General features: G+C 66.8%; 22 protein-coding genes. 11 read left to right on the top strand and 11 right to left on the bottom strand.

Going from position 1 to position 21586, the window contains the following annotated elements; genetic code table 11:
• Nucleotides 1–21: 21 nt before the first annotated feature.
• From C0V75_RS23170 to pyrH, 7 genes are all read right to left on the bottom strand, one after another.
• Nucleotides 22–159 (bottom strand): hypothetical protein, encoded by a 138-nt coding sequence (locus C0V75_RS23170; RefSeq protein WP_173861060.1) that lies wholly within the window; start codon nt 157–159, stop codon nt 22–24.
• Nucleotides 160–324: 165 nt separating this feature from the next.
• Entirely contained in the window at nt 325–1662 is a 1338-nt protein-coding gene (gene rseP, locus C0V75_RS09150; protein WP_101920561.1) for an RIP metalloprotease RseP, read from the bottom strand.
• A 6-nt stretch (nt 1663–1668) separates the two neighbouring features.
• Complete coding sequence (gene dxr / locus C0V75_RS09155; protein WP_101920562.1) at nt 1669–2850, bottom strand: 1-deoxy-D-xylulose-5-phosphate reductoisomerase; 1182 nt, start codon at nt 2848–2850, stop codon at nt 1669–1671.
• A gap of 4 nt (nt 2851–2854) precedes the next feature.
• Nucleotides 2855–3670, bottom strand: coding sequence for a phosphatidate cytidylyltransferase (locus tag C0V75_RS09160; protein WP_101920563.1), 816 nt, complete (start codon nt 3668–3670; stop codon nt 2855–2857).
• Nucleotides 3667–4458, bottom strand: a complete 792-nt coding sequence (uppS, locus tag C0V75_RS09165; RefSeq protein ID WP_101920564.1) for a polyprenyl diphosphate synthase — start codon at nt 4456–4458, stop codon at nt 3667–3669. Before uppS ends, C0V75_RS09160 begins: the two co-directional genes overlap by 4 nt.
• A gap of 18 nt (nt 4459–4476) precedes the next feature.
• Entirely contained in the window at nt 4477–5043 is a 567-nt protein-coding gene (frr, locus tag C0V75_RS09170) for a ribosome recycling factor (RefSeq protein ID WP_101920565.1), read from the bottom strand.
• A 103-nt stretch (nt 5044–5146) separates the two neighbouring features.
• Entirely contained in the window at nt 5147–5881 is a 735-nt protein-coding gene (gene pyrH / locus C0V75_RS09175; protein ID WP_101920566.1) for a UMP kinase, read from the bottom strand.
• A 175-nt stretch (nt 5882–6056) separates the two neighbouring features.
• On the opposite strand from pyrH, the gene miaA reads away from it, so the two are divergent.
• From miaA to C0V75_RS09205, 6 genes are all read left to right on the top strand, one after another.
• On the top strand, nt 6057–6929 hold the full coding sequence (gene miaA, locus C0V75_RS09180) for a tRNA (adenosine(37)-N6)-dimethylallyltransferase MiaA (protein ID WP_101920567.1): 873 nt from the start codon (nt 6057–6059) through the stop codon (nt 6927–6929).
• A gap of 151 nt (nt 6930–7080) precedes the next feature.
• On the top strand, nt 7081–7902 hold the full coding sequence (locus tag C0V75_RS09185; RefSeq protein ID WP_101920568.1) for an AraC family transcriptional regulator: 822 nt from the start codon (nt 7081–7083) through the stop codon (nt 7900–7902).
• Between the two features lie 268 nt (nt 7903–8170).
• A complete protein-coding gene (locus C0V75_RS09190) occupies nt 8171–9817 on the top strand; it encodes an ABC transporter substrate-binding protein (protein WP_254216415.1) in 1647 nt (548 codons plus the stop codon).
• A gap of 131 nt (nt 9818–9948) precedes the next feature.
• A complete protein-coding gene (locus C0V75_RS09195; RefSeq protein WP_101920569.1) occupies nt 9949–11034 on the top strand; it encodes an ABC transporter permease in 1086 nt (361 codons plus the stop codon).
• Between the two features lie 9 nt (nt 11035–11043).
• A complete protein-coding gene (locus C0V75_RS09200) occupies nt 11044–12210 on the top strand; it encodes an ABC transporter permease (protein ID WP_101920570.1) in 1167 nt (388 codons plus the stop codon).
• A gap of 103 nt (nt 12211–12313) precedes the next feature.
• Nucleotides 12314–14401, top strand: coding sequence for an ABC transporter ATP-binding protein (locus tag C0V75_RS09205; protein ID WP_101920571.1), 2088 nt, complete (start codon nt 12314–12316; stop codon nt 14399–14401).
• Nucleotides 14402–14540: 139 nt separating this feature from the next.
• On the opposite strand, the gene C0V75_RS09210 is transcribed toward C0V75_RS09205, so the two are convergent.
• The 4 genes from C0V75_RS09210 to C0V75_RS09225 form a co-directional block, all read right to left on the bottom strand.
• The gene (locus C0V75_RS09210; protein WP_101920572.1) at nt 14541–15140 is read right to left on the bottom strand and encodes a lytic transglycosylase domain-containing protein; all 600 of its coding nucleotides are present in this window, start codon (nt 15138–15140) and stop codon (nt 14541–14543) included.
• A gap of 94 nt (nt 15141–15234) precedes the next feature.
• Nucleotides 15235–15798, bottom strand: coding sequence for a helix-turn-helix transcriptional regulator (locus C0V75_RS09215; RefSeq protein ID WP_254216416.1), 564 nt, complete (start codon nt 15796–15798; stop codon nt 15235–15237).
• 19 nt (nt 15799–15817) lie between these two features.
• The gene (locus C0V75_RS09220; protein WP_101920573.1) at nt 15818–16333 is read right to left on the bottom strand and encodes a cytochrome b/b6 domain-containing protein; all 516 of its coding nucleotides are present in this window, start codon (nt 16331–16333) and stop codon (nt 15818–15820) included.
• A 69-nt stretch (nt 16334–16402) separates the two neighbouring features.
• Nucleotides 16403–16663 carry a PepSY domain-containing protein gene (locus tag C0V75_RS09225; protein ID WP_101920574.1) on the bottom strand — a complete coding sequence of 87 codons (261 nt, stop codon included), beginning with the start codon at nt 16661–16663 and terminating at the stop codon, nt 16403–16405.
• 312 nt (nt 16664–16975) lie between these two features.
• On the opposite strand from C0V75_RS09225, the gene ssb reads away from it, so the two are divergent.
• From ssb to C0V75_RS09250, 5 genes are all read left to right on the top strand, one after another.
• Nucleotides 16976–17518, top strand: a complete 543-nt coding sequence (gene ssb / locus C0V75_RS09230) for a single-stranded DNA-binding protein (RefSeq protein WP_101920575.1) — start codon at nt 16976–16978, stop codon at nt 17516–17518.
• 57 nt (nt 17519–17575) lie between these two features.
• On the top strand, nt 17576–18043 hold the full coding sequence (locus tag C0V75_RS09235; protein ID WP_101920576.1) for a thiol-disulfide oxidoreductase DCC family protein: 468 nt from the start codon (nt 17576–17578) through the stop codon (nt 18041–18043).
• Nucleotides 18044–18173: 130 nt separating this feature from the next.
• Complete coding sequence (locus C0V75_RS09240) at nt 18174–19487, top strand: vanadium-dependent haloperoxidase (protein WP_101920577.1); 1314 nt, start codon at nt 18174–18176, stop codon at nt 19485–19487.
• A gap of 4 nt (nt 19488–19491) precedes the next feature.
• Nucleotides 19492–21087: a CRTAC1 family protein gene (locus tag C0V75_RS09245; protein WP_101920578.1), complete on the top strand. Its 1596-nt coding sequence runs from the start codon at nt 19492–19494 to the stop codon at nt 21085–21087.
• A gap of 71 nt (nt 21088–21158) precedes the next feature.
• A complete protein-coding gene (locus C0V75_RS09250) occupies nt 21159–21518 on the top strand; it encodes an SUF system Fe-S cluster assembly protein (RefSeq protein ID WP_101920579.1) in 360 nt (119 codons plus the stop codon).
• Nucleotides 21519–21586 lie beyond the last annotated feature (68 nt).

Consider the following 21586-nt stretch of genomic DNA (forward strand, 5'->3'; position numbering starts at 1 on the left):
GCTGTGGCCGTTTTCCCGGCCTTAGTGACCCAGAAACTGCGTTCCGAGAAAGGCCCCGGCCAGCAGGCCCGCGGCCATCGTGGCCAGCGTGAAGATCCGGTCGGCATTCACCACCATGATGATGGACAGGCCGCGATAGCTCTTGGCGATGCTGTTCATGTCTTTTTCTCCCATCCTGTTGGCAGCAACAGGGCTAGGGTCCGAATGTGGCGCGAGTTTGGCCCGCTCCCGGCGCTTTCGCGACGGCAGGCCCGGCTCCGCGCCAGACCTGCAAGTTGCGCGCCAGACCCGGCCCGCGCCAGTCCGGCCCGCGCCAGTCCGGCCTCAGGGGCAGAACAGGTCGTTCGACAGCGCAAAGACCATCAGCGTCAGGATGGAGGCCAGCCCCACCGCCATCAGCACCCGCAGCGCGCGGGCCGAGGGCGGCTTCCCCGTCACCGCCTCATAGGCGTAGAACACCAGATGCCCGCCATCCAGCACCGGCACCGGAAACAGGTTCATCAACCCGACCGCCGTGGACAGCATGGCAATGAACCAGATGAAGCTGGTCACCCCCGCGCTTGCCGCCGCGCTCGACGTTTCGGCAATCCCGATCGGCCCGCGCAAGTTGCACGAGGAAATCGCCCCCGTCACCATGTGCCACAACCCCGAAAGCGAGGTCGTCGCAATGTCCCAGCTTTGCGTCACGCCAAGGCCAAGGCTTTCAAACACCCCCGGCCGCCGCGTCTCGGGCTCGAAATACAGCGCCCCGGTCAGACCGATCAGCCAGCGCGTCTCGAATCCGCCCTCGGCCAGCGGCAGGTCCACCCGGCGGGGCGTCAGGGTCAGGTCGATCTCTTCCCCGCCCCGCGACAGGCGCAGCGTCAGAGGTTCGCCCTCCGACGCGCCCACGATCTCGCGCAGTTGCGGAAAGGTCGCCACCGGCATCCCGTTCACCGACAGGATGATGTCCCCCGCCTCCAGCCCCGCATCCCGCGCCGCCGAATCCGGCTGCACCGTCTCCACCACCGGCGGAAGCGGATGGCTGTCGCGCAGATCGACCTCCGCCCCCGCGCGATCCACCCGGTAATCCACCACCGCCAGATCCGGCAATTCGCCCGCCGCCTCCATGAAGGCCGCGAAATCCGGGGTTTCGATCCCCCCCATCGCCTCGATCCGGTCGCCCGGCTGCAAGGCCACCGTCTGCGCGGGAAGGGCGCGCACGCTGCCCACCGTCGGCGCATCCGTCGCCACGCCGTTCCACAGGAAGATCGCCGCAAAGATCGCGATGGACAGCACGAAGTTGAAGATCGGCCCGGCCGCCACCGTCGCCGTCCGCGCCCAGAGCGGCGCGCCATGCATCGTCGCGCGCCTCTGCTCCGCGCTCAGCGCCTCACTCTCCGCCGCCTGCCCGACCGAAGACGCATTCGCATCCCCCATGAAGCGCACATAGCCCCCCAGAGGCAGCGCCGCCACCTGCCAGCGCGTCCCGCGCCGGTCCACGCCCGACCACAGGACTGGGCCGAAACCGATGGAAAAGACCTCGGCATGGATGCCTGACCAGCGGCCCACGATATAGTGGCCGTATTCATGCACGAAGACGATGACGATCAGCGCGCCCACGAAGGCAAGCACGGTATAGGCCAGACCGCCGAAACTGGGCATCAGATTGATCAGTTCCACCCTAACTCAGACCTCTCTCCTCGCAGCCGCGCATTCGGCCGCCCGTACCCTGGCATGACGATCCATGGCCAGCACTTCTTCCAGTCCCGTCGGGGCATTTCTTAGGCCTGTCTCGGCCGAAAGAACGGCAAGCGTCTCCTCTACTACGGATGCCATACCAAGGAATCCAAGCCGTCCCGACATGAAATAATCGAGAGCAACCTCCTTCGCCGCGTTGAAGGCCGCCCCGGACAGGCCGCGAATCTCCATCACCTCGCGCGCCAGCCGCAGCGCGGGGAAGCGTTCCGCATCCGGCGCCTCGAAACTCAGGGAACCCAGCCGCGCCAGGTCCAGCCGCTCCACCGGCACATGCCCGCGCTCGGGCCAATGCAGCGCAAAGCCGATCGCATGGCGCATGTCCGCCGGCCCCAGATGCGCCATCACCCCCCCGTCGCGGAACCCGACAAGGGCATGGACGATGCTCTGCGGATGCACCAGAACCTCGATCATCTCGGGCGCGAAACCGAAGAATTCCCGCGTCTCGATCAGTTCCAGCGCCTTGTTGAACATCGACGCGCTGTCAATGCTGATCCGGCTGCCCATCGACCAGTTCGGATGCGCCTTCGCCTCCGCCACCGTCGCCCGCGCCAGCTTTTCCAAAGGCCAGGTCCGGAACGGCCCGCCCGAGGCGGTGATGATGACCCGCTCCACCGCCCCCGCATCCTCGCCCGTCAGGGCCTGGAACACCGCCGAATGCTCGCTGTCCACCGGCAGGATCGTCGCCCCATGGGCCTTGGCCGTCGCCAGCAGCAGCGGCCCCGCCGTCACCAGGCTTTCCTTGTTGGCCAGCGCCAGAATCCCGCCATGGCGCAGCGCCCGCAATCCCGGCACCAGCCCGGCCGCGCCCACGATGCCGCTCATTACCCAGTCGGCCGGGCGATCCGCCGCTTCGGCGATGGCCTCCGCCCCCGCCGCCGCCTCGACCCCCGATCCCGCCAGCGCCGCCCGCAAGGCGGGCAGTTCCTCCTCATGCGCCGTCACCGCCACCTCGGCCCGCAACTCGCGCGCCATCTCGGCCAGCAGCGCCACGTTGCGCGCCCCGGTCAGGGCCACGGTCCGATAGGCCTCGGCCCCGCCCGCCCTGCGGATCAGGTCGAAAGTGCTCTGCCCGATGGAGCCGGTGGCCCCGAAGATGGATATGGAACGCATGCCCTCAGCCGATCGGTAGGTCCTTGAAGAACAATCCCAGCAGCATCACCAGAACCGTGGCCCCGATCAATGCGTCGAACCGGTCCAGCAGCCCGCCATGACCGGGGATGAGCTGCGAGGAATCCTTGACCCCCGCCCGCCGCTTCATCCAGCTTTCCAGGATGTCCCCCAACTGCCCCGCCAGCGCCACCACCGGCGACAGCAGCACCAGAAGCCAGCCGCCCATCCCGGCCAGCACGAATCCCAGCCCCACCAGCACCGCCCCGATCCAGCCCGCCACCGTGCCGGACCAGGTCTTCTTCGGGCTGACCGCAGGCCAGAATTTCGGCCCCCCGATCATCCGCCCGGCGAAATAGCCCGCCACATCCGACGTCACCACCACAATGACCAGCCACAGGATGCCCGTCGTTCCCGCCTCGTCGCGGAACTCCACCAGACCATAGCCCGCCACCATGATCGCCACCGCATAGGCCGCCGCGATCCGCCGGTCCCGCCGCGGCGTCAGCGCCAGCGCAAAGGCCGGCACCGTCAGGAAGGCCGCCGCCAGGTCAGACCGCAGCAGCAGCGCCGCCCCGAGCGAGGCCGCCGCCAGCCCCGCCATCAGCAAGGGCCGGTTCCGCTGCACCGGTGCGGTGATCGAGGCCAGTTCCCAGATCATCCCCGCCGTCAGAAGCACCACCAGCACCGCGAAGGACGGCCCGCCCAGCCAGATTTCCGCCGCGCCCACCGCGATCATCACCACGGCAGAGACGACGCGGGGCCGCAAATCGTTCCAACGCCCCGCAACCGCGGGCCCGCCGCCGCCCTCCGTCCCGGTCATGCCCGGACCACGCCGCCGAACCGGCGCTCCCTGTTGCCGAACCGCGCCACGATGGCCGACAATTCCGTCGCCGTGAAATCCGGCCAGAGCGTCGGCGTGAATTCATATTCCGCATAGGCCGCCTGCCAGGGCAGGAAATTCGAGGTGCGCGTCTCGCCGCTGGTGCGGATCACCAGATCGGGGTCCGGCAGATCGGCCGTATCCAGATGCTGCGCAAAGACGGCATCCGTCACCGCTTCCGGCGCCAGCCGCCCCTCGGCCACCGCCCGCGCCACGGCCCGCGCCGCCCGCGCAATCTCGTCCCGCCCGCCGTAATTGATCGCCACCGTCAGGTTCAACTGCGTCCCGGCGGCGGTGCGCGCCTCGATCCCGGCCATCATCGCCTGCAACTTCGGGTCCAGCCGCGTCCGGTCGCCGATAAAGCGCAGCCGCACCCCCTCGACCGAAAGCCGGTCCGCCTCGCGCTCGATATAGCGGGCAAAGATGGCCATCAGGCCAAGCACCTCTTCGGTGGACCGCTTCCAGTTCTCGGTGGAAAAGGCATAGACCGTCAGCCAGCGGATGCCGAGGTCGGGGCAGGCCCGCACGATCTCGCGCACCCGTTCGGCCCCGCGCCGATGGCCCACGAGGCGCGGCCAACCCCGCGTCGTGGCCCATCTTCCGTTGCCATCCATGATGATGGCGACATGCTCCGCAGGCCGGGACGGGCGCGACGGTTCCTTGCTCTCACCTATGCCCAATCCCGGTCTCCCCCCATCGCCCGCCGCCGCCCACCGGCCACGGGCCATCCTTCCCGTCCGACTGCCTCAGACCTGCATGATTTCGGCCTGCTTGGCCTCAAGCGCCTTGTCCACCGCAGCGATGGCCTTGTCGGTCAGGTCCTGCACCTCGTCCGCCCACATCTTCTGGTCGTCCTCGGACATGCCCGCCGTCTTGGCCTTCTTGATCTGGTCCATCCCGTCACGACGCACGTTGCGGATGGCGATCTTGGCGCTCTCGGCATATTGCGAGGCGACCTTGGCCAGTTCCTTGCGCCGCTGTTCATTCAGTTCCGGGATCGGCAGCCGGATCAGCGGCCCGTCGGTCACCGGGTTGATGCCCAGCCCGCTTTCGCGGATCGCCTTCTCCACCTTGCCGATCATGCCCTTGTCCCAGACATTGATCACCACCATGCGCGGCTCCGGCACGTTCACCGTGCCAAGCTGGTTGATGGGCGTCATCTGCCCATAGGCTTCCACCTGGATGGGATCGAGAAGCTGCGCCGAGGCCCGCCCCGTCCGGAGCGAGGCGAATTCCGTCTTCAGCGCCGTCATCGCGCCGTCCATCCGGCGCTGGATCGCGTCAAGGTCGATGTCGAGGTCGTCAGCCGACATATGGTCTTCCTTCATAGCCCGGCCCGCAGCGGGGCCGTTTCCTAGCTCTATAGCAGAGCGTCACGATAACGGAACAGGGGGTAGGGCGGCCTTCGCCCCCACCTTACCCTTGCACCCGCGTATAGGTGCCCTCGCCCCGCAGGATGCCGCGGAACCCGCCCGGCTCATCCAGCGAGAAGACGATGATCGGCAGGTTGTTGTCCCGCGCCAGCGCAATGGCCGAGGCATCCATCACCCCCAGATGCTTGGCCAGACATTCGTCATAGCTCACGATGTCATAGCGCTTGGCATCGGCATGTTTCTTGGGGTCCTTGTCATAGACCCCGTCCACCTTCGTCCCCTTGAAGATCGCCTGGCAGGCCATCTCGTTGGCGCGCAGCGTCGCCGCCGTATCCGTGGTGAAATAGGGGTTGCCCGTCCCGGCCGCGAAGATGCAGACCCGCTTCTTCTCCAGATGCCGCACCGCGCGGCGGCGGATATAGGGTTCGCAGACCTGATCCATCGGGATCGCGCTGATCACCCGCGTAAACACCCCCAGCGATTCGAGCGCCGACTGCATCGCCAGCGCATTCATCACCGTGGCCAGCATCCCCATGTAATCCGCCGTCGTCCGCTCCATCCCCTGTGCCGATCCGGCCAGCCCGCGGAAGATGTTGCCGCCGCCGATCACCATGCAGATCTCGACGCCCAGATCATGGACCGACTTCACCTCCTGCGCGATGCGCTGCACCGTGGGCGGATGCAGGCCGAATCCCTGATCCCCCATCAAGGCCTCGCCAGAAATCTTGAGCATCACGCGCCGATAGGTGACCGATGCATCAAGACCCGGTTTGGACATGGGAAACCCCGCTTTTCGTGATATCGGTTGGACTGCGCCGCAAAATGTATGAAAACGGCGGCGGGTTCAACCGGGAACGCCGCAGCCCGCCCCGCCCCGCCGGCGGATGGCCGCGACGCTCCCTCCCGCAGCCCCGCACCGCCCCGAAGCCGCACCGGAAAGCCCGCCGCCGCGCATGACCGACCTGCTTGCCTCCCTCTCGCGCGATGCGCCGCTCCTGATCGCCGGCCCCACCGCCAGCGGCAAATCCGCCCTCGCCCTCGCCCTCGCCGCCCGCGACGGGCGCCTCGTGGTCAATGCCGATGCGTTGCAGGTCTATGGCTGCTGGCACCTCCTCACCGCCCGCCCCTCGCCGCAGGACGAGGCCGCCGCCCCCCATGCCCTCTACGGCCACATCCCCCGCGATGCGGCCTATTCCGTCGGCCATTGGCTGCGGGAACTGGCCCCCCTCCTCTCCCGCCCCGTCGTGATCGTGGGCGGCACCGGCCTCTACTTCACCGCCCTCACCGAAGGGCTGGCCGATATCCCGCCCACGCCCCCTGCGATCCGGGCCGAGGCAGACCGCATCCGCCTTGCCGAAGGCGCCGCCGCCCTCCTCGCCGCGCTCGACCCCGCCACCGCCGCCCGGATCGACCAACGCAATCCCGCCCGCATCCAGCGCGCCTGGGAAGTCCTCCATGCCACCGGGCGCGGCCTTGCCGACTGGCAGGCCGAGACCGGCCCCCCTCTCCTGCCCCTCGATCAGGCGCAGGCCATCGTCCTCACCCCCGATCCCGCCTGGCTCAACAGCCGCATCGACCGCCGCTTCGACGCGATGATCGCCCAGGGCGCGCTCGACGAGGTCCGGGCCGAGCTTCCCCATTGGGACCCGGCCCGTCCCTCCGCCCGCGCCATCGGCGCGCCCGAACTCGTGGCCCATCTGCTAGGCGAGACGGACCTGCCCGCCGCCATCGCCGCCGCCAAGACCGCCTCCCACCAATATGCCAAGCGTCAGCGCACCTGGTTCCGCTCCCGCATGGGCGCCTGGCGGCGCATCGCCCTGCCGTGATCGCCCGCCGGTTGCACCCGGCTTATCAACAACCACCCGAATCCCTTGTGGATAACCCCCTCCGCCCTGCCGCCCTTGCCATCTTTTTGCTTGGGTTGCCTGCGAAGACCCTTGTATGATTCGAACAAGGACCCCCTCGGAAGACCCAAAGATGGAAGACCAGAACCAGCAAGCAGCCGCGTCCGGCGCGACTGGCGGGCAGGCCCGTCTTGTCGCGATTCCGCGCCTTGCCGCCGGTGGCCGCTGGCGGGTGGAGGCGATGCGCTCCGTCTCGGAGGCGCAGCTTCTGTGGTTCACCAAGGGTCAGGGCCGCATCACCATCGCAGGCATCACCCGCGGCTACACCGCCAACAACGCCGTCTTCATCCCCGCCGGGGTCATGCATGGCTTCGAAGTCGGCCCCCAGGTCTTCGGCACCGCCGTCTTCTTCGGCAAGGACTGCACGATCCCCCTGCCCGCCACCCCCCAGATCCTCCGGATCCGCGAGGTGCATGCCCAGCAGGAGGTCAATGTCATCCTCGACATGATCCTACGCGAGATGAATTCCGACAGCCCCGCGCATGAACGCGCGACGCGGCACTACCTCGGCCTGCTCGGCGTCTGGCTCGAACGCCAGACGACGAAGGCCGCCCCCGAACAATCCAAGCCCGACGCCGCAAAGCGCCTCGTCGCGCGCTACACCGCGCTTCTGGAACGCGATTTCCGCACCGGGGCCGGGGTCGGCGAATTCGCCGCCGCGCTGGGAGTCACGCCCACCCATCTGTCGCGCTGCTGCCGCCAGGCCTGCGGCCGCTCGGCCATCTCTCTCCTCCAGGACCGCCGCATCTTCGAAGCCCGCCGCCTGCTGGCCGAAACCCGGATGCCGGTCGGCGAAATCGGCGCCAGCCTCGGCTTCACCTCCGCGGCCTATTTCACCCGCGCCTTCCAGCACCTGACCGGCAAATCCCCCACCGAATTCCGCCGGTCCGTCTGATCACTTCTTCTCCAACATTACCCGATCCGGCGGCATCCAGACAGATGCGGCAGGAATCTGTCGCGATCAGACCATCAATCGACGAATCCAAGCGTTGACGGATGGCGGAAAAAGGTGCGCTATAACGGAGGCAAGCGCGCGCCCGCCGCTGGCAGTCTCCGGGTCATGCCCCGCCATCGCGCGGGACTTGGGCCGAGGCGCCTGAAGGAGTGGTGGCGTGGGCCAACATAACAACAAGCGCAGCCACTGCCTGCTCAGGGAGACCACGATGAAAGACACGATCGAGACCGCCAAGCTGCATCCGGCGGCCCTCATGTATGCACAGGAAACCCGCGACGGCGCGATGTCCCGCCGCGAATTCCTCGCCCGTACCACCGCCCTTGGCGTTTCGGCCGCCGCCGCCTATGCCCTGATCGGCATGGATGCGCCGGCCCAGGCGCAAGACACCCCGACGGCCGGCGGCACGCTGCGCATGTCGATGGAAATCAAGGCGCTGAAAGACCCGCGCACCGCCGACTGGTCGCAGATCGCCAACGTCACCCGCGGCTGGCTGGAATATCTCGTCGAATACAACAATGACGGCTCCATCCGCGGCATGCTGCTGGAAAGCTGGGAAGCCAATGCCGACGCGACCGAATACACGCTGAAGGTCCGTTCGGGCGTGAAGTGGAACAACGGCGACGATTTCACCGCCGATGACGTGGCGCATAACTTCGCCCGCTGGGGCGATGGCAATGTCGAGGGCAACTCGATGCCGGGCCGCATCACCATGCTGGTGGATGCCGAAAAGAAGGCGCTCCGCGATGGTGCCGTGACGGTCGTTGACCCGCTCACCGTGAAACTCACCCTCTCCGCCCCCGACGTGTCGCTGATGGCGGGCCTCGCCGACTATCCGGCCGCCGTCGTCCACAAGACCTATGAAAACGGCGACCCGACCCAGACCCCCGGCACCGGCCCCTATCTGCCGGAATCCGTCGAAGTCGGCGTGAAGGCGCATCTGGTCAAGAACGCCAACCACACCTGGTGGGGCACCGCCGTCTATGGCGGCCCGTATCTCGACCGGATCGAATATACCGACCTCGGCACCGACCCCTCGGCAGAGGTGAACGCCGCCGCCGCCGGTGAACTCGACGCCACCTACCAGTCCACCGGCGAATTCATCGAACAGTTCGATGCGCTGGGCTGGACGAAGTCCGAAGCCGTCACCGCCGCCACCCTCGCCGTGCGCTTCAACCAGCTCGCGGAAGAGTACAAGGACGTCAATGTCCGCAACGGCCTGATCAAATGCGTGGACAACAAGGTCGTCCTCGAACTCGGCTATTCGAACCTCGGCACCGTGGCTGAAAACCACCATGTCTGCCCGATCCATCCCGAATACTACGCCCTGCCCCCGCTGACGGCTGACCCCGCGGCTGGCAAGCAGATGGTCGTCGATGCGGGCAAGGGTGACTTCGAGTTCGAACTGATCTCGCTCGACGATAGCTGGCAGGCCGCAACCTGCGACGCCATCGCCGCGCAGATCCGCGACGCGGGGCTGAACATCAAGCGCACCGTGCTGCCGGGTTCGACCTTCTGGAACGACTGGCTGAAATACCCGTTCTCGGCCACCGAATGGAACATGCGTCCGCTCGGCGTCCAGATCCTCGCGCTCGCCTACCGCTCGGGCGAGGCCTGGAACGAATCCGCCTTCTCCAACGCGGAATTCGATGCCGAACTCGCCAAGGCGCTGTCGATCAACGACGCCAAGGCCCGTTCGGAAGTGATGAAGCGTCTGGAAGAGATCATGCAGGAACAGGGCGTGATGGTGCAGCCCTACTGGCGCTCCATCTACCGCCACTTCGACCCGAAGGTGAAGGGGGCCGACATGCACGCGACCTTCGAACACCATCACTACAAGTGGTCGATCTCCGCCTGATCCGCAGGGCCTGATCCGATGCGCGGGGGCCTGTCCCCCGCGCATCCTCCGCCGCCGTCCCCGGAGCCGTCGGGACCACCCGCTTCCCGCGATTCCGTGCCCTTCGCCCCCTCACCGGGAAAGGATGAGCCATGCTCTCGTTCGTGCTGCGGCGCATCGGCGTCATGATCCTGACCGCCTTCGCGCTGACCTTCATCGTCTTCTACATGACGAACCTGCCGCCCAACCTCGAGAAGCTGGCAAAGTCCGAGGCATCGGTCAGGATGGATGATGCAGCCGTCGCAAGCTGGCTGGAAGAGAACGGCCATACCGGCCCCGTCCTCATGCGCTATGGCGAATGGCTGGGCGCCCTGCCCGGCTGGACCCGGACCAACGAAGACGGCAAGATCACCGGCCGCTGCATCATCGAAGGCCAGGACCCCGCCACCGCGCCCAGCCATTGCGGCATCCTCCAGGGCAACTGGGGCTATTCCACCGTCTTCAAGGCCCCCGTGACCGAAGTCCTCGCCCGCTCGCTCGGCGCCACCGGCTGGCTGATGCTCTGGGTGATGATCGTCATGGTGCCCTCCTCGCTCCTTCTCGGCGTCCTGTCGGGGATGCGCGAAGGCAGCCGCACCGACCGCGTCCTCTCCACCTTCGCCATCACCACCACCGCAACGCCGGAATATGTCTCGGGCGTCATCCTCATCGCGCTCCTCGCCTCCGCCACCGCCGGCATCTCCCCCATCCTGGCCGAGGCCGGCTGGATCGAAGGCAAGACGCTCTTCCCCGGCACCGCCACCTCCGCGATGGAAGACATCACCTTCTGGAACTTCTTCCTCCCCGTGATGACCATCGCCCTCTACGGCATCGGCTACATCGCCCGCATGACCCGCGCCTCGATGACCGAGGTGATGACCCAGCAATATATCCGCACCGCCCGCCTCAAGGGCGTCTCCTTCCGCGAGGTCGTGATGAAACACGCCCTCCGCAACGCGCTGATCGCCCCCTTCACGGTGATCATGCTGCAATTCCCCTGGCTCCTGAACGGCGTCGTGATCGTCGAGACGCTCTTCAACTACAAGGGCTTCGGCTGGACGCTGGTGCAGGCCGCAGGCAACAACGACATCGACACGCTGCTCGCCTGCTCGGTCGTCGCCGTCTTCGTCGTGCTCGTCACGCAGCTGATCTCCGACATCGGCTACGTCTTCCTGAACCCCCGCATCCGGCTCGCCTAAGGACCACGCATGGAAGACGCACTCTCCTGGGGCTCCATCCTCGCCCGCATCGCCGCCCAGCTCCTCCCCGTCTGGGTGGGCCTGATCGCGGTCTTCGCCCTCTCGATCCAGTTCAAGCGCCGCCTCGGCCTCTACGGCCGCATCTTCGACAGCCCGGTCGGGATGACAGGCTTCGGCCTTGTGATGTTCTGGGTCTTCACCGCCCTCTTCGCCGACTGGATCATCACCCATGACCCGCTGGCGCAGCTTTCGGGGATGAAGAACATTGTCCCCGGCTCGCCCCTCGCCGATCCGGTCGAAGGCGCCTATCCCTACTACCTTCTCGGCGGCGACCACCTCGCCCGCGACGTCTTCTCCCGCGTCGTCATGGGCGCGCGCGAGGTGCTGAAGATCGCCCCCGCCGCCACGGTCGTGGCCTTCATGGTGGGCATCACCCTCGGCCTGCCCGCGGGCTACCTGGGTGGCAAGCTCGACAGCTCGCTCAGCTTCCTGTCGAACCTCGTCCTCGCCTTCCCCGTGATCCTCCTCTTCTACCTGCTGGTCACGCCCGAAATCCGCGTCACCGGCATCCCCATCGTGCTGGCGGCGCTGCTCTTCATCTTCCCGGTGATCTTCCTCACCATCCTCTTCAACTCGCGCTTCTTCACCAATCCGCCCAAGCGCAACCTCTATGTCGGCCTCACCCTGCTCTTCGGGCTCTGGGCCTATTCCGGCCTCGCCTTCAACGCCGATCCGCTCGGCGTCTGGTCGATGGACCCGAACATGCTCAACGTCTTCGTCTCGGTGGTCTTCGTGAACTCGCCCGGCGTCTTCCGCATCGTCCGCGGCATGGTGATGGACATCAAGACCCGCGACTATGTCGCCGCCGGCCAGACCCGGGGCGAAGGCCCCTGGTACATCATGCTGTGGGAGATCCTGCCCAATGCCCGCGGTCCCCTGATCGTCGATTTCTGCCTCCGCATCGGCTACACCACGATCCTGCTCGGCACGCTCGGCTTCTTCGGCCTCGGCGTCACGCCGGAATCCCCCGACTGGGGCAGCACGATCAACTACGGCCGCCGCCTTCTGGCCATCGCCCCCCACCCTGCCGTCGTCCCGGCCGTCGCCCTCATGTCGCTCGTCCTCGGCCTCAACCTTCTGGCCGACGGGCTGCGCGAAGAAAGCATGAAGGACTGATGCCGATGCCCAGCCCTGCCACTTTCTGTCTTCAAATATCCCACGGGGGTCCGGGGGTGTGAAACCCCCGGTCCCGCAGCCAGCCACCCCGCGCGAGGCCACCATGTCCGACACCACCTGGGATCCGTCCAAACCCATCCTGGAAATCGAGAACCTCTCGATCTCCTTCTTCACGCGCCTGCGCGAAATCCCCGCCGTGATGGATTTCTCCTGCACCGTGATGGCGGGCGAGGCCATGGGGCTGGTGGGTGAATCCGGCTGCGGCAAATCCACCGTGGCGCTCGCCGTCATGCGCGACCTCGGGAAAAACGGCCGCATCGTCGGCGGCTCGATCAAGTTCAAGGGCCGCGACCTCACGCATATGACCGAGGAGGAACTCCGCCACATCCGCGGCTCCGAAATCGCAATGATCTATCAGGAACCCATGGCCTCGCTGAATCCGGCCATGAAGATCGGCGCGCAACTGGCAGAAGTGCCGATGATCCATCAGGGCATGGCCAAGGACGAGGCCTGGAAACTCGCCCGCCAGATCGTCGCCGATGTCCGCCTGCCCGACCCCGACCGCATCGTGAACGCCTATCCGCATCAGCTTTCGGGTGGCCAGCAGCAGCGCATCGTCATCGCCATGGCGCTGATGTCGAAACCCGCGCTCCTCATCCTCGACGAACCCACCACCGCGCTCGACGTCACGGTCGAGGCGGGCATCGTCGATCTGGTCAAGGATCTGGGCAAGAAATACGGCACCTCGATGCTCTTCATCTCGCACAATCTCGGCCTCGTGCTCGACGTGTGCGACCGGCTCTGCGTGATGTATTCCGGCGAGGCGGTGGAAACCGGCAATGTCGAAGAGGTCTTCGACAACATGCGCCACCCCTATACCCAGGCGCTCTTCCGCTCCATCCCACTGCCCGGCGCGGACAAGAACTCCCGCCCGCTGGTCGCCATCCCCGGCAACTTCCCCCTGCCGCATGAACGCCCGCCGGGCTGCAATTTCGGGCCCCGGTGCAGCTATTTCGTCGAAGGCCGCTGCAACGCGCAGGACATCCCCATGGTCGATGTCCCCGACGCCCATCGCCACGAAACCCGCTGCCTGCGCTCGGCGGAAATCGACTGGGCAAAACCCGCCGTCGCCGGCAAGACGGCGGAAAAGGCCGAAATCGGCCGCGTGGTCCTGAAACTCGACGACCTGAAGAAATACTATTCCGTCGGCTCCTCCGCCTTCGGCGGCGGCATGAAGAAGGTCGTCAAGGCCAATGAGACGCTCAGCTTCGAAGCCCGCGAAGGCGAAACCCTCGCCATCGTCGGCGAATCCGGCTGCGGCAAGTCCACCTTCGCCAAGGTGCTGATGGGGCTGGAAACCGCCACCTCCGGCCAGATCATGCTCTTTGACGAGAATGTGCAGTCCACGCCGATCCAGATGCGCGACACCGGCACCATCTCGAAACTCCAGATGGTCTTCCAGAACCCCTTCGACACGCTCAACCCCTCCTCCACCGTGGGCCGCCAGATCATCCGCGCGCTGGAAATCTTCGACTACGGCAAATCCGACGCGGAACGCGAAACGCGGATGCTGGAACTGCTCGACCTCGTGAAACTCCCCCGCGCCTTCGCCGACCGCATGCCGCGCCAGCTTTCGGGCGGCCAGAAACAGCGCGTCGGCATCGCCCGCGCCTTCGCGGGCGGGGCCAAGGTGGTGGTGGCCGATGAACCCGTCTCGGCGCTCGACGTCTCGGTGCAGGCGGCGGTGACCGACCTTCTCATGGACATCCAGAGGAAGAACAAGACGACCCTCCTCTTCATCAGCCATGACCTTTCGATCGTCCGCTACCTGTCGGACCGGGTGATGGTCATGTATCTCGGCCATGTGGTGGAGATGGGCACGACCGACCAGGTCTTCTCGCCCCCCTATCACCCCTATACCGAGGCGCTGCTCTCCGCCGTCCCCATCGCCGATACCCGCGTGCAGAAACAGCGCATCGTGCTGGAAGGCGATATCCCCTCGGCCGTGAACCCGCCCCCCGGCTGCCCCTTCCAGACCCGCTGCCGCTGGAAATCGCAGGTCCCCGGCGGGCTCTGCGACCGGGAAATCCCCCCGGTCCGCATGCTCGAAGGCGGCCATCAGATCAAATGCCACCTGCCCGACGAGGTGCTGGCAAAGATGGAACCCGTCATCAAGATCGCCGCAGAGTAGGGCGGGGTTCACCCCGCCATTACAATACCAACACCCGTCTCCCGGTTCCGCCTCCGCGGAACCACCCCCAAAATTCTTCGAAGAATTTTGCAAGAATTTTCGAAAATTCTTGTCCAGCCAGACGCCTGCGCGGGCGGGCTTACCCCAGGATCGCCTTCACGTAATTCTGCGTCTCGGCATAGGGCGGGATGCCGTCATGCTCCTCCACCGCGCCCGGCCCGGCATTATAGGCCGCCAGCGCCAGCCGCCAGGAGCCGAAGCGGTTATACATCATCCGCAGATAGCGCGCCCCGCCCTCCAGGTTCTGCACCGGATCGTTGATATCCACCCGCAAGAGCCGCGCCGTATCGGGCATCAGTTGCGCAAGCCCCGTCGCGCCCTTCGGGCTCACCGCGCTGGGGTTCCAGCCGCTTTCCTGCTGCACCAGCCGCAGGAACAGATCCTCGGGAATGTCATGCTTGCGCGCGGCGGCCTTGGCCACCTCCAGGAACTCGCCCCGGTAATTGCCGCGGAAGGCGGGCAGCGGGCCATCGGCCTCATCCCCCTCGCGCTTGGGCTTCAGACGTTCCGACCCGGAATACTGCTTGGCCAGCCGCCCATCCAGCAGGTCCATCTGCCGCTCGAAGATCGCCGTCCGCGACGCCCCCGATCCCGACAGCGTCAACCCTTCGGCAAGGGCCACCGATCCCGGCCCCGTCCCGATCAGCGCCAGCAGTGACCCCAAGGCGAAAGCCCGCATCTCTCCGTCCCGATCATCCCGCCCGATGGGCCAACCGGCGCGACACTACCCGAACTGCCCCGCCCTTGACCAGTGCCTTCACGGCCCGTCAGACCTAAGTCCGGGCCTCGGCCCCGGCCATGCCGTCCTTCGGCACCAGGGGCGCGTTCAGCAGGTCCTCGATCAGAAGGCTCACAAGCTGCCCCCGCCCCTGCACCCCCGCCTTGCGATAGATCGCGTTCAGATGGGTCTTCACCGTCCCCTCCGCCGATCCGCGCAGGGTGGCGATCTCGGCGATGGAATAGCCCTTGATGGTAAAGGCCGCCACATCCGCTTCCGACGGCGTCAGCGCCCATTGCCGGAAGTAATCCTCCATCAGCTCCGCCAGCGCCCCCGCCGCCACGCCCAGCGATTTCTCCATATGCGCCTGCCGCCGCAGCAGCACCATCAGCGACCGCACCTCGAAGAGGATGCCGACGAACAGCCCGATCGTCGCCCCCACCTCGGGCAGCATATGCATCAGCGGCACTTCGCCCCGGCTCAGATCCTCGATCACGTCAAAGACGAAGAAGGCCGAACACAGCGCCTGAAACAGGATCAGCGCCACCAGCGACATCGGCCGACGCGGGGTCGGCCGGGGCGCGCTGCGGGTCGAGATATCGGCATCGGTCTGGGTCACGGGAGCCTCGCAAATCACCTCACGGCAATGTCTTGTAGCCCGTCACCATCGACTTCGGAAGGTTGACGCCCAGCCGTCGGCTTTCCACCACCACCGCGACCACATGGACCAGGACCGAAAGTTCCGCCCAGACCACCAGCATCTCATGCACCTCCTCCACCCATTCCACACCGAAGAAGGCCACCGTCGTCATCGCATAGCCCGAGGCCGCAAGCCCCGCCATGGTGAACAGCAGGTTGAAGATCATCAGCGCCCCCAGCGGCGAATGGCCCTCATGCCGCCGCTTCCGCCCTGTCGCCATGTCCTGAACCTGCCCCAGCACCGCCCCCGGCGCGGGCAGGAAATCGGCAAACCGCGCATGGCGCGTGCCGATGAACCCCCAGATCACCCGCAGCGCGATCAGCCCCGCCACGGCATAGCCCACCCATTGATGCAGCTCCTTGCCGGGCCGCGTCAGAAAGGCATTGGCCAGAAAGGCCGCCACCAGCGCCCAGTGAAACAGCCGTACCACGGGATCCCAGACCTTCACGCGCATCTCTTATCCTCCTGATCTTCGGGTCACGACGGGACGGGGCGGCCGGGGCCGCCCCACCCTCGGCAAGGATCACTCGTCCTCGCCTTCCTCATGCGCCACCTGCTTCAGATCGGCGGTGAACCAGAGTTCCTCCATGTCGCCATCCTTCACGACATAGACCTCGATCAGCCCATCCTCGGCCTTGAACTGCCGCACGTCATAGCCCTCGGCCACCAGTTGCGCCGTCAGCTTCTCCTGCACGGCGGCATCCACCGCGCCTTCCGAGGCCATCGCCATCGGGGCGGAAAGGGCGGTCATGGCCAGCGCGGCCAGCGTCATCTTGCGGATCATCTCTTTTTCTCCTGTATGCTCTGCATGAACCGGCACCAGGCTTTGCCCTCGGTCGCCGGTCCCCACCGATCTGCCCCCAATCAGGCCCCGGCACCACTCAACCCGCGATGGACAGGCCCGCCCGGCCCCGCCTCTGCCCCCCGGGTTGCAGACCCTCCCCCTCGGGGCAGAGCCCGCAGTGCCCGCCCCTGCAACCGAAGTGGCAGACCCGGCCCTCCGCATTGCGGGCTTCGGCCCGGAGGGCTATAGGCTTTTCATTAACCACCCCGGACGTAAGGTCCGCGGGCAGGACAGATTCGGGGGAAGAACGCCATGGCAGGTTCGGTCAACAAGGTCATCATCATCGGCAATCTCGGGCGCGACCCCGAGGTGCGCAGTTTCCAGAATGGCGGCAAGGTGGTGAACCTGCGCATCGCCACCTCCGAAACATGGCGCGACCGCACCTCGGGCGAACGCAAGGAACGCACCGAATGGCATTCGGTGGCGATCTTCAACGAGCCCCTCGCCAAGATCGCCGAGCAGTATCTGCGCAAAGGCTCCACCGTCTATATCGAAGGCGCGCTGGAAACCCGCAAATGGCAGGATCAGTCGGGGCAGGACCGCTACACGACCGAAATCGTCCTGCGCCCGTATAACGGCAACCTCACCCTTCTGGGCGGGCGCGGCGAAGGCGGCGGCGCGGGGATGGATGATCGCGGCGGCTATGACGATTATCAGGGCGGCGGCGGTGCCGGTGGCGGCTATTCCGGCGGCGGCGGCGCAGGCGGCGGCTCTGCCCGCAGCGGCGGCGGCTTCGGCGGCGGCGCGGGCGGCGGCGGCGGTCGCTCGGACATGGATGACGAAATCCCGTTCTGACGTCGGCGCGACATCCTGCCCCTTTCCCTCCCCTGACCGCGTGCCATCCTTCGGCGCATGCCGGATCCCTTCTCCTATCGCGCGGACCCCGCCATCCCCCCCTTCGACGACAGCGCCCCTGTCGCCGTGATGGATGCCGAATGCGCGCTGTGCAGTTGGGGCGCGCGGATGATCCACCGGCTCGACCGCACGGGGACAACCCGCATCTGCCCCGTGCAATCCCCGCTCGGCGCAGCACTCCTGCGCCACTACGGGATGCAGCCGGGCAATCCCGAAAGCTGGCTCTTCATCGCGGACGGCACCGCCCATCGCGATTTCGACGCCGTCATCGCGGCGGGCCGCCGCTTCGGCGGCTGGGGCTGGCCCACGCAGATCCTGCGCCTCCTGCCCCGCACTGCGCGCGACTGGCTCTATGCCCGCGTCGCGCGCAACCGTTATGCCCTGTTCGGACGGTCCAGCTTCTGCGCCCTTCCCGACCCCGCCTTCCAGCGCCGCCTCCTGCGCGGAACGGAAACCTCCGGTTGAACCTCCGGCAGAAAAGAATTCCCTACCCCATTCAAGAGAATGAATAGGCTTGCGACGCCCTCGCAACTGATGTTTCGCTGCGCCCCACAAACGGCCCGCCAGTGGCCGGACGACGAAAGGGAGAGGCGTCATGTCCACCATCACCGGCCGCGCCCGGCCGCTCATCCTTGCCCTCTGCCTGGCCCTGTCTGCGCCTGCCGCCCATGCCAGCGACAACCGGGCCGAGGTTCTGGGGACCTGGTATCGCATGATCCTCGAACTCGTCCGCCACACGCCGACCCAGACCCCGCCCGTCGCCAGCCGCGCCTTCGCCTATACCGCCCTCATCGCCTATGAGGCCACCGCCTCCGGCAGCGACCGCCTCCAGACGCTTTCTGGCCAGGTCACGGCCCTGCCCCCCGCCCCGCCCCGCGAAGACGGCGCCAGCTATGACGAGGATGTCATCCTCAACGCGGCGCTCGGCCTCGCGGTCGAGGTCTATTTCGCCAATACCGGCCCCACCGGCCAGCGCGCCAAGGCCGCGCTTGCCAAACAGCTCGGCGCGCTGACCGCCGAAGGGGTGGACCCCGACACCCTCGCCCGGTCCGAAGCCTATGGCGTGGCACTGGCCGAGGCGATCATCGCCGCATCCCAATCCGATGGCGGCGCGGTGATCGAGAATATGGGCTTCCCCATGACCTACACGCTCGGGGGCGAAGCGCAGGATTGGGTCCCCACCAACCTGATCCAGCTTCAGCAGGCCCCGCTCCTGCCCGACTGGGGCAAGAACCGCCCCCTCACCCTGCCCGATGGCGAAGCCTGCCCCCTGCCCCCGCCCCCCGCCTATTCCGAAGACCCGGCCAGCCCCTTCTACAAGGAGGCGATGGAGGTCTATGAGGTTTCCAAGTCCCTCACCCCCGAACAGCGCGCCATCGCCCGCTTCTGGTCGGATGACCCGATGCTCTCGCCCACCCCGCCCGGCCATTGGGTGGCGATCATCTTCCAGATCGCCGAACGCGACCAGATGCCGATCGAGGAACAGGTCAACGCCCTCGTCCGCCTCGGCATGGCCGTCTCGGACGGGTTCATCGTCAACTGGCGCGACAAGTACAAATACGACCTTCTCCGCCCCATCACCTATATCCGCCGCGTCATCGACCCGAAATGGGAGCCGCTGCTGAACACGCCCCCCTTCCCGGAATACCCGTCGGGCCATTCCACCCAGTCGGGCGCGGCGGCGCAGGTCCTCACCGCCGCCCTCGGCGAACCCTTCCCCTTCACCGACCGCACGCATGAGGCCGACGGCCTCCTCCCCCGCGACTTCCCCGATTTCTGGGCGGCGGCGAATGAGGCCGGCATTTCCCGCCTCTATGGCGGCATCCATTTCCGCGCCGCCATCGAACAGGGCCTCTCGCAGGGCGCCTGCGTGGGCGATTTCGTCAACGCCCTCCAGACCTGGAAGTAACTCCATGCGCGCCGCCCTCCTCCTGACCCTGATCGCCAGCCCCGCCCTCGCGCAAGACCCCGCCATCGCCTCCTTCACCGAGGAAACCGCCCCCGCAGGCTTCACCCACAGCTTCACCGGCGAATGGGAATTCATGGTCGGCGGCGGCACCGCCGTCTTCGACTGCAACGGCGACACCCGCCCCGACATCTTCGCCGCCGGCGGCACCGCCCCCGCCGCCCTCTTCGTGAACAACAGCGCCCCCGCAGGCCCCCTCGCCTTCACCCGCCATACCGCCGGGCTGGAAGAAACCTCCGTCTCCGGCGCCTACCCGCTCGATATCGACGGCGACGGCACGCTCGACCTCGCCCTCCTCCGCGTCGGCCCCGACAGGCTGATGCGCGGCCTCGGCAACTGCCGGTTCGAGGACGCCTCCGCCCAATGGGGCTTCGACGGGCTCGATCTCTGGTCCACCGCCTTCGCCGCCACATGGGAACGGGGCGCAACCCTCCCCACCCTTGCCATCGGCACCTATATCGACCGGACGCAAGAGGCCTTCCCCTGGGGCAACTGCACCCCCAACCACCTCTACCGCCCCAATGCCCAGGGCACCGGCTACGACGCCCCCCTCCCGTTGGAGCCCGGCTTCTGCGCCCTCTCCATCCTCTTCACCGACTGGGACAGGCAAGGCACCCCCGATCTGCGCGTCTCCAACGACCGCGAATATTACAAGGGCGGGCAAGAGCAGCTCTGGCATGTCGAACCCGGCCAACCGCCCCGCCTTTTCACCGAAGCCGAGGGCTGGCAGCGCCTCCGCATCTGGGGCATGGGCATCGCGCAGGAAGACCTCAACTTCGACGGCTTCCCCGAGTTCTTCCTCACCTCCATGGCCGACAACAAGCTTCAGACCCTGGCCGAGATTCCGGCCGAAGGCGCCCCCCTGCCCCGCTACCGCGACATCGCGCTGAAATCCGGCGTCACCGCCCACCGCCCCTATACGGGGGGCGACTTGCGCCCCTCCACCGCCTGGCACGCGCAATTCGGTGATGTGAACAATGACGGGTTGTCGGACCTCTATGTCGTCAAGGGCAATGTCTGGGCCATGCCCGACTTCGCCGAGGATGACCCCAACAACCTCCTCCTCGGCCGCGCCGACGGCACCTTCCTGGAATCGGGCGATACCGCCGGGGTCGCCTCCATGGCGCAAGGGCGCGGCGGCGCGCTGGTGGACCTCAATGCCGACGGCCTCCTCGACATGATCGCCATCAACCGCAACGAACCCTCGCAACTCTGGCGCAACACGGGCGGCAACACCGCCACCGGCCTCGGCAACTGGATCGCGCTCGACCTTGCCATGCCCGGCCCCAACCGCAACGCCATCGGCGCCTGGATCGAACTCCGCCGCCCCGATGGCAAGATCATGCAGCGCGAGGTGCAGGTCGGCGGCGGCCATGTCGGCGGCATCCTCGTGCCCCACCATTTCGGCCTCGGCCCCGCGACCGAAGCCGACATCCGCATCCTCTGGCCCGACGGCACCGCGGGCGACTGGCAGACCATCGCCGCCAACGGCACATGGCGGCTCGAACCGGGCAAGGACCCCGTCCCCCTCCCGGCGAACTGATCCAAATCACACGGCTGGACCTCGCATCCCGCAATCCCTATATATTCACTCAACAACCGACCGGGATTGCCATGACCACTGCGGACAAGATCGAAGGCGCGCCCCTCATCGCCCCTTCCACCACCGACCACCCCCTCTACGACAGCGTCGTGGAGGCCTGCCGCACCGTCTATGACCCGGAGATTCCGGTGAACATCTTCGACCTCGGCCTTGTCTATACCGTCGATATCTCGCCCGAGAATGAGGTGGACATCACCATGACCCTCACCGCCCCCGGCTGCCCCGTCGCGGGCGAAATGCCGGGCTGGGTCGCCGATGCTGTCGAACCGCTGGCAGGCGTCAAATCCGTCAACGTCAAGATGACCTTCGATCCGCCATGGGGCATGGACATGATGTCCGACGAGGCGCGTCTCGAACTCGGCTTCATGTGACCAGAACGCAAGGTTTTTCCCTTGCATTTCCGAAACGCAAAGCTTTTCCCTTGCATTTCCCTCATGCA

The organism is Tabrizicola sp. TH137 (assembly GCF_002855575.1).
In the GTDB taxonomy this organism is placed as follows: domain Bacteria; phylum Pseudomonadota; class Alphaproteobacteria; order Rhodobacterales; family Rhodobacteraceae; genus Paragemmobacter.

Excerpts from the sequence above, each read along its gene's own strand:
- C0V75_RS23170 (WP_173861060.1), bottom strand. The coding sequence starts at position 159 with ATGAACAGCATCGCCAAGAGCTATCGCGGCCTGTCCATCATCATGGTG.
- dxr (WP_101920562.1), bottom strand. The coding sequence starts at position 2,850 with ATGCGTTCCATATCCATCTTCGGGGCCACCGGCTCCATCGGGCAGAGC.
- C0V75_RS09160 (WP_101920563.1), bottom strand. The coding sequence starts at position 3,670 with ATGACCGGGACGGAGGGCGGCGGCGGGCCCGCGGTTGCGGGGCGTTGG.
- uppS (WP_101920564.1), bottom strand. The coding sequence starts at position 4,458 with ATGGCCCGTGGCCGGTGGGCGGCGGCGGGCGATGGGGGGAGACCGGGA.
- frr (WP_101920565.1), bottom strand. The coding sequence starts at position 5,043 with ATGTCGGCTGACGACCTCGACATCGACCTTGACGCGATCCAGCGCCGG.
- pyrH (WP_101920566.1), bottom strand. The coding sequence starts at position 5,881 with ATGTCCAAACCGGGTCTTGATGCATCGGTCACCTATCGGCGCGTGATG.
- miaA (WP_101920567.1), top strand. The coding sequence starts at position 6,057 with ATGACCGACCTGCTTGCCTCCCTCTCGCGCGATGCGCCGCTCCTGATC.
- C0V75_RS09185 (WP_101920568.1), top strand. The coding sequence starts at position 7,081 with ATGGAAGACCAGAACCAGCAAGCAGCCGCGTCCGGCGCGACTGGCGGG.
- C0V75_RS09190 (WP_254216415.1), top strand. The coding sequence starts at position 8,171 with ATGAAAGACACGATCGAGACCGCCAAGCTGCATCCGGCGGCCCTCATG.
- C0V75_RS09195 (WP_101920569.1), top strand. The coding sequence starts at position 9,949 with ATGCTCTCGTTCGTGCTGCGGCGCATCGGCGTCATGATCCTGACCGCC.
- C0V75_RS09200 (WP_101920570.1), top strand. The coding sequence starts at position 11,044 with ATGGAAGACGCACTCTCCTGGGGCTCCATCCTCGCCCGCATCGCCGCC.
- C0V75_RS09205 (WP_101920571.1), top strand. The coding sequence starts at position 12,314 with ATGTCCGACACCACCTGGGATCCGTCCAAACCCATCCTGGAAATCGAG.
- C0V75_RS09210 (WP_101920572.1), bottom strand. The coding sequence starts at position 15,140 with ATGCGGGCTTTCGCCTTGGGGTCACTGCTGGCGCTGATCGGGACGGGG.
- C0V75_RS09220 (WP_101920573.1), bottom strand. The coding sequence starts at position 16,333 with ATGCGCGTGAAGGTCTGGGATCCCGTGGTACGGCTGTTTCACTGGGCG.
- C0V75_RS09225 (WP_101920574.1), bottom strand. The coding sequence starts at position 16,663 with ATGATCCGCAAGATGACGCTGGCCGCGCTGGCCATGACCGCCCTTTCC.
- ssb (WP_101920575.1), top strand. The coding sequence starts at position 16,976 with ATGGCAGGTTCGGTCAACAAGGTCATCATCATCGGCAATCTCGGGCGC.
- C0V75_RS09235 (WP_101920576.1), top strand. The coding sequence starts at position 17,576 with ATGCCGGATCCCTTCTCCTATCGCGCGGACCCCGCCATCCCCCCCTTC.
- C0V75_RS09240 (WP_101920577.1), top strand. The coding sequence starts at position 18,174 with ATGTCCACCATCACCGGCCGCGCCCGGCCGCTCATCCTTGCCCTCTGC.
- C0V75_RS09245 (WP_101920578.1), top strand. The coding sequence starts at position 19,492 with ATGCGCGCCGCCCTCCTCCTGACCCTGATCGCCAGCCCCGCCCTCGCG.
- C0V75_RS09250 (WP_101920579.1), top strand. The coding sequence starts at position 21,159 with ATGACCACTGCGGACAAGATCGAAGGCGCGCCCCTCATCGCCCCTTCC.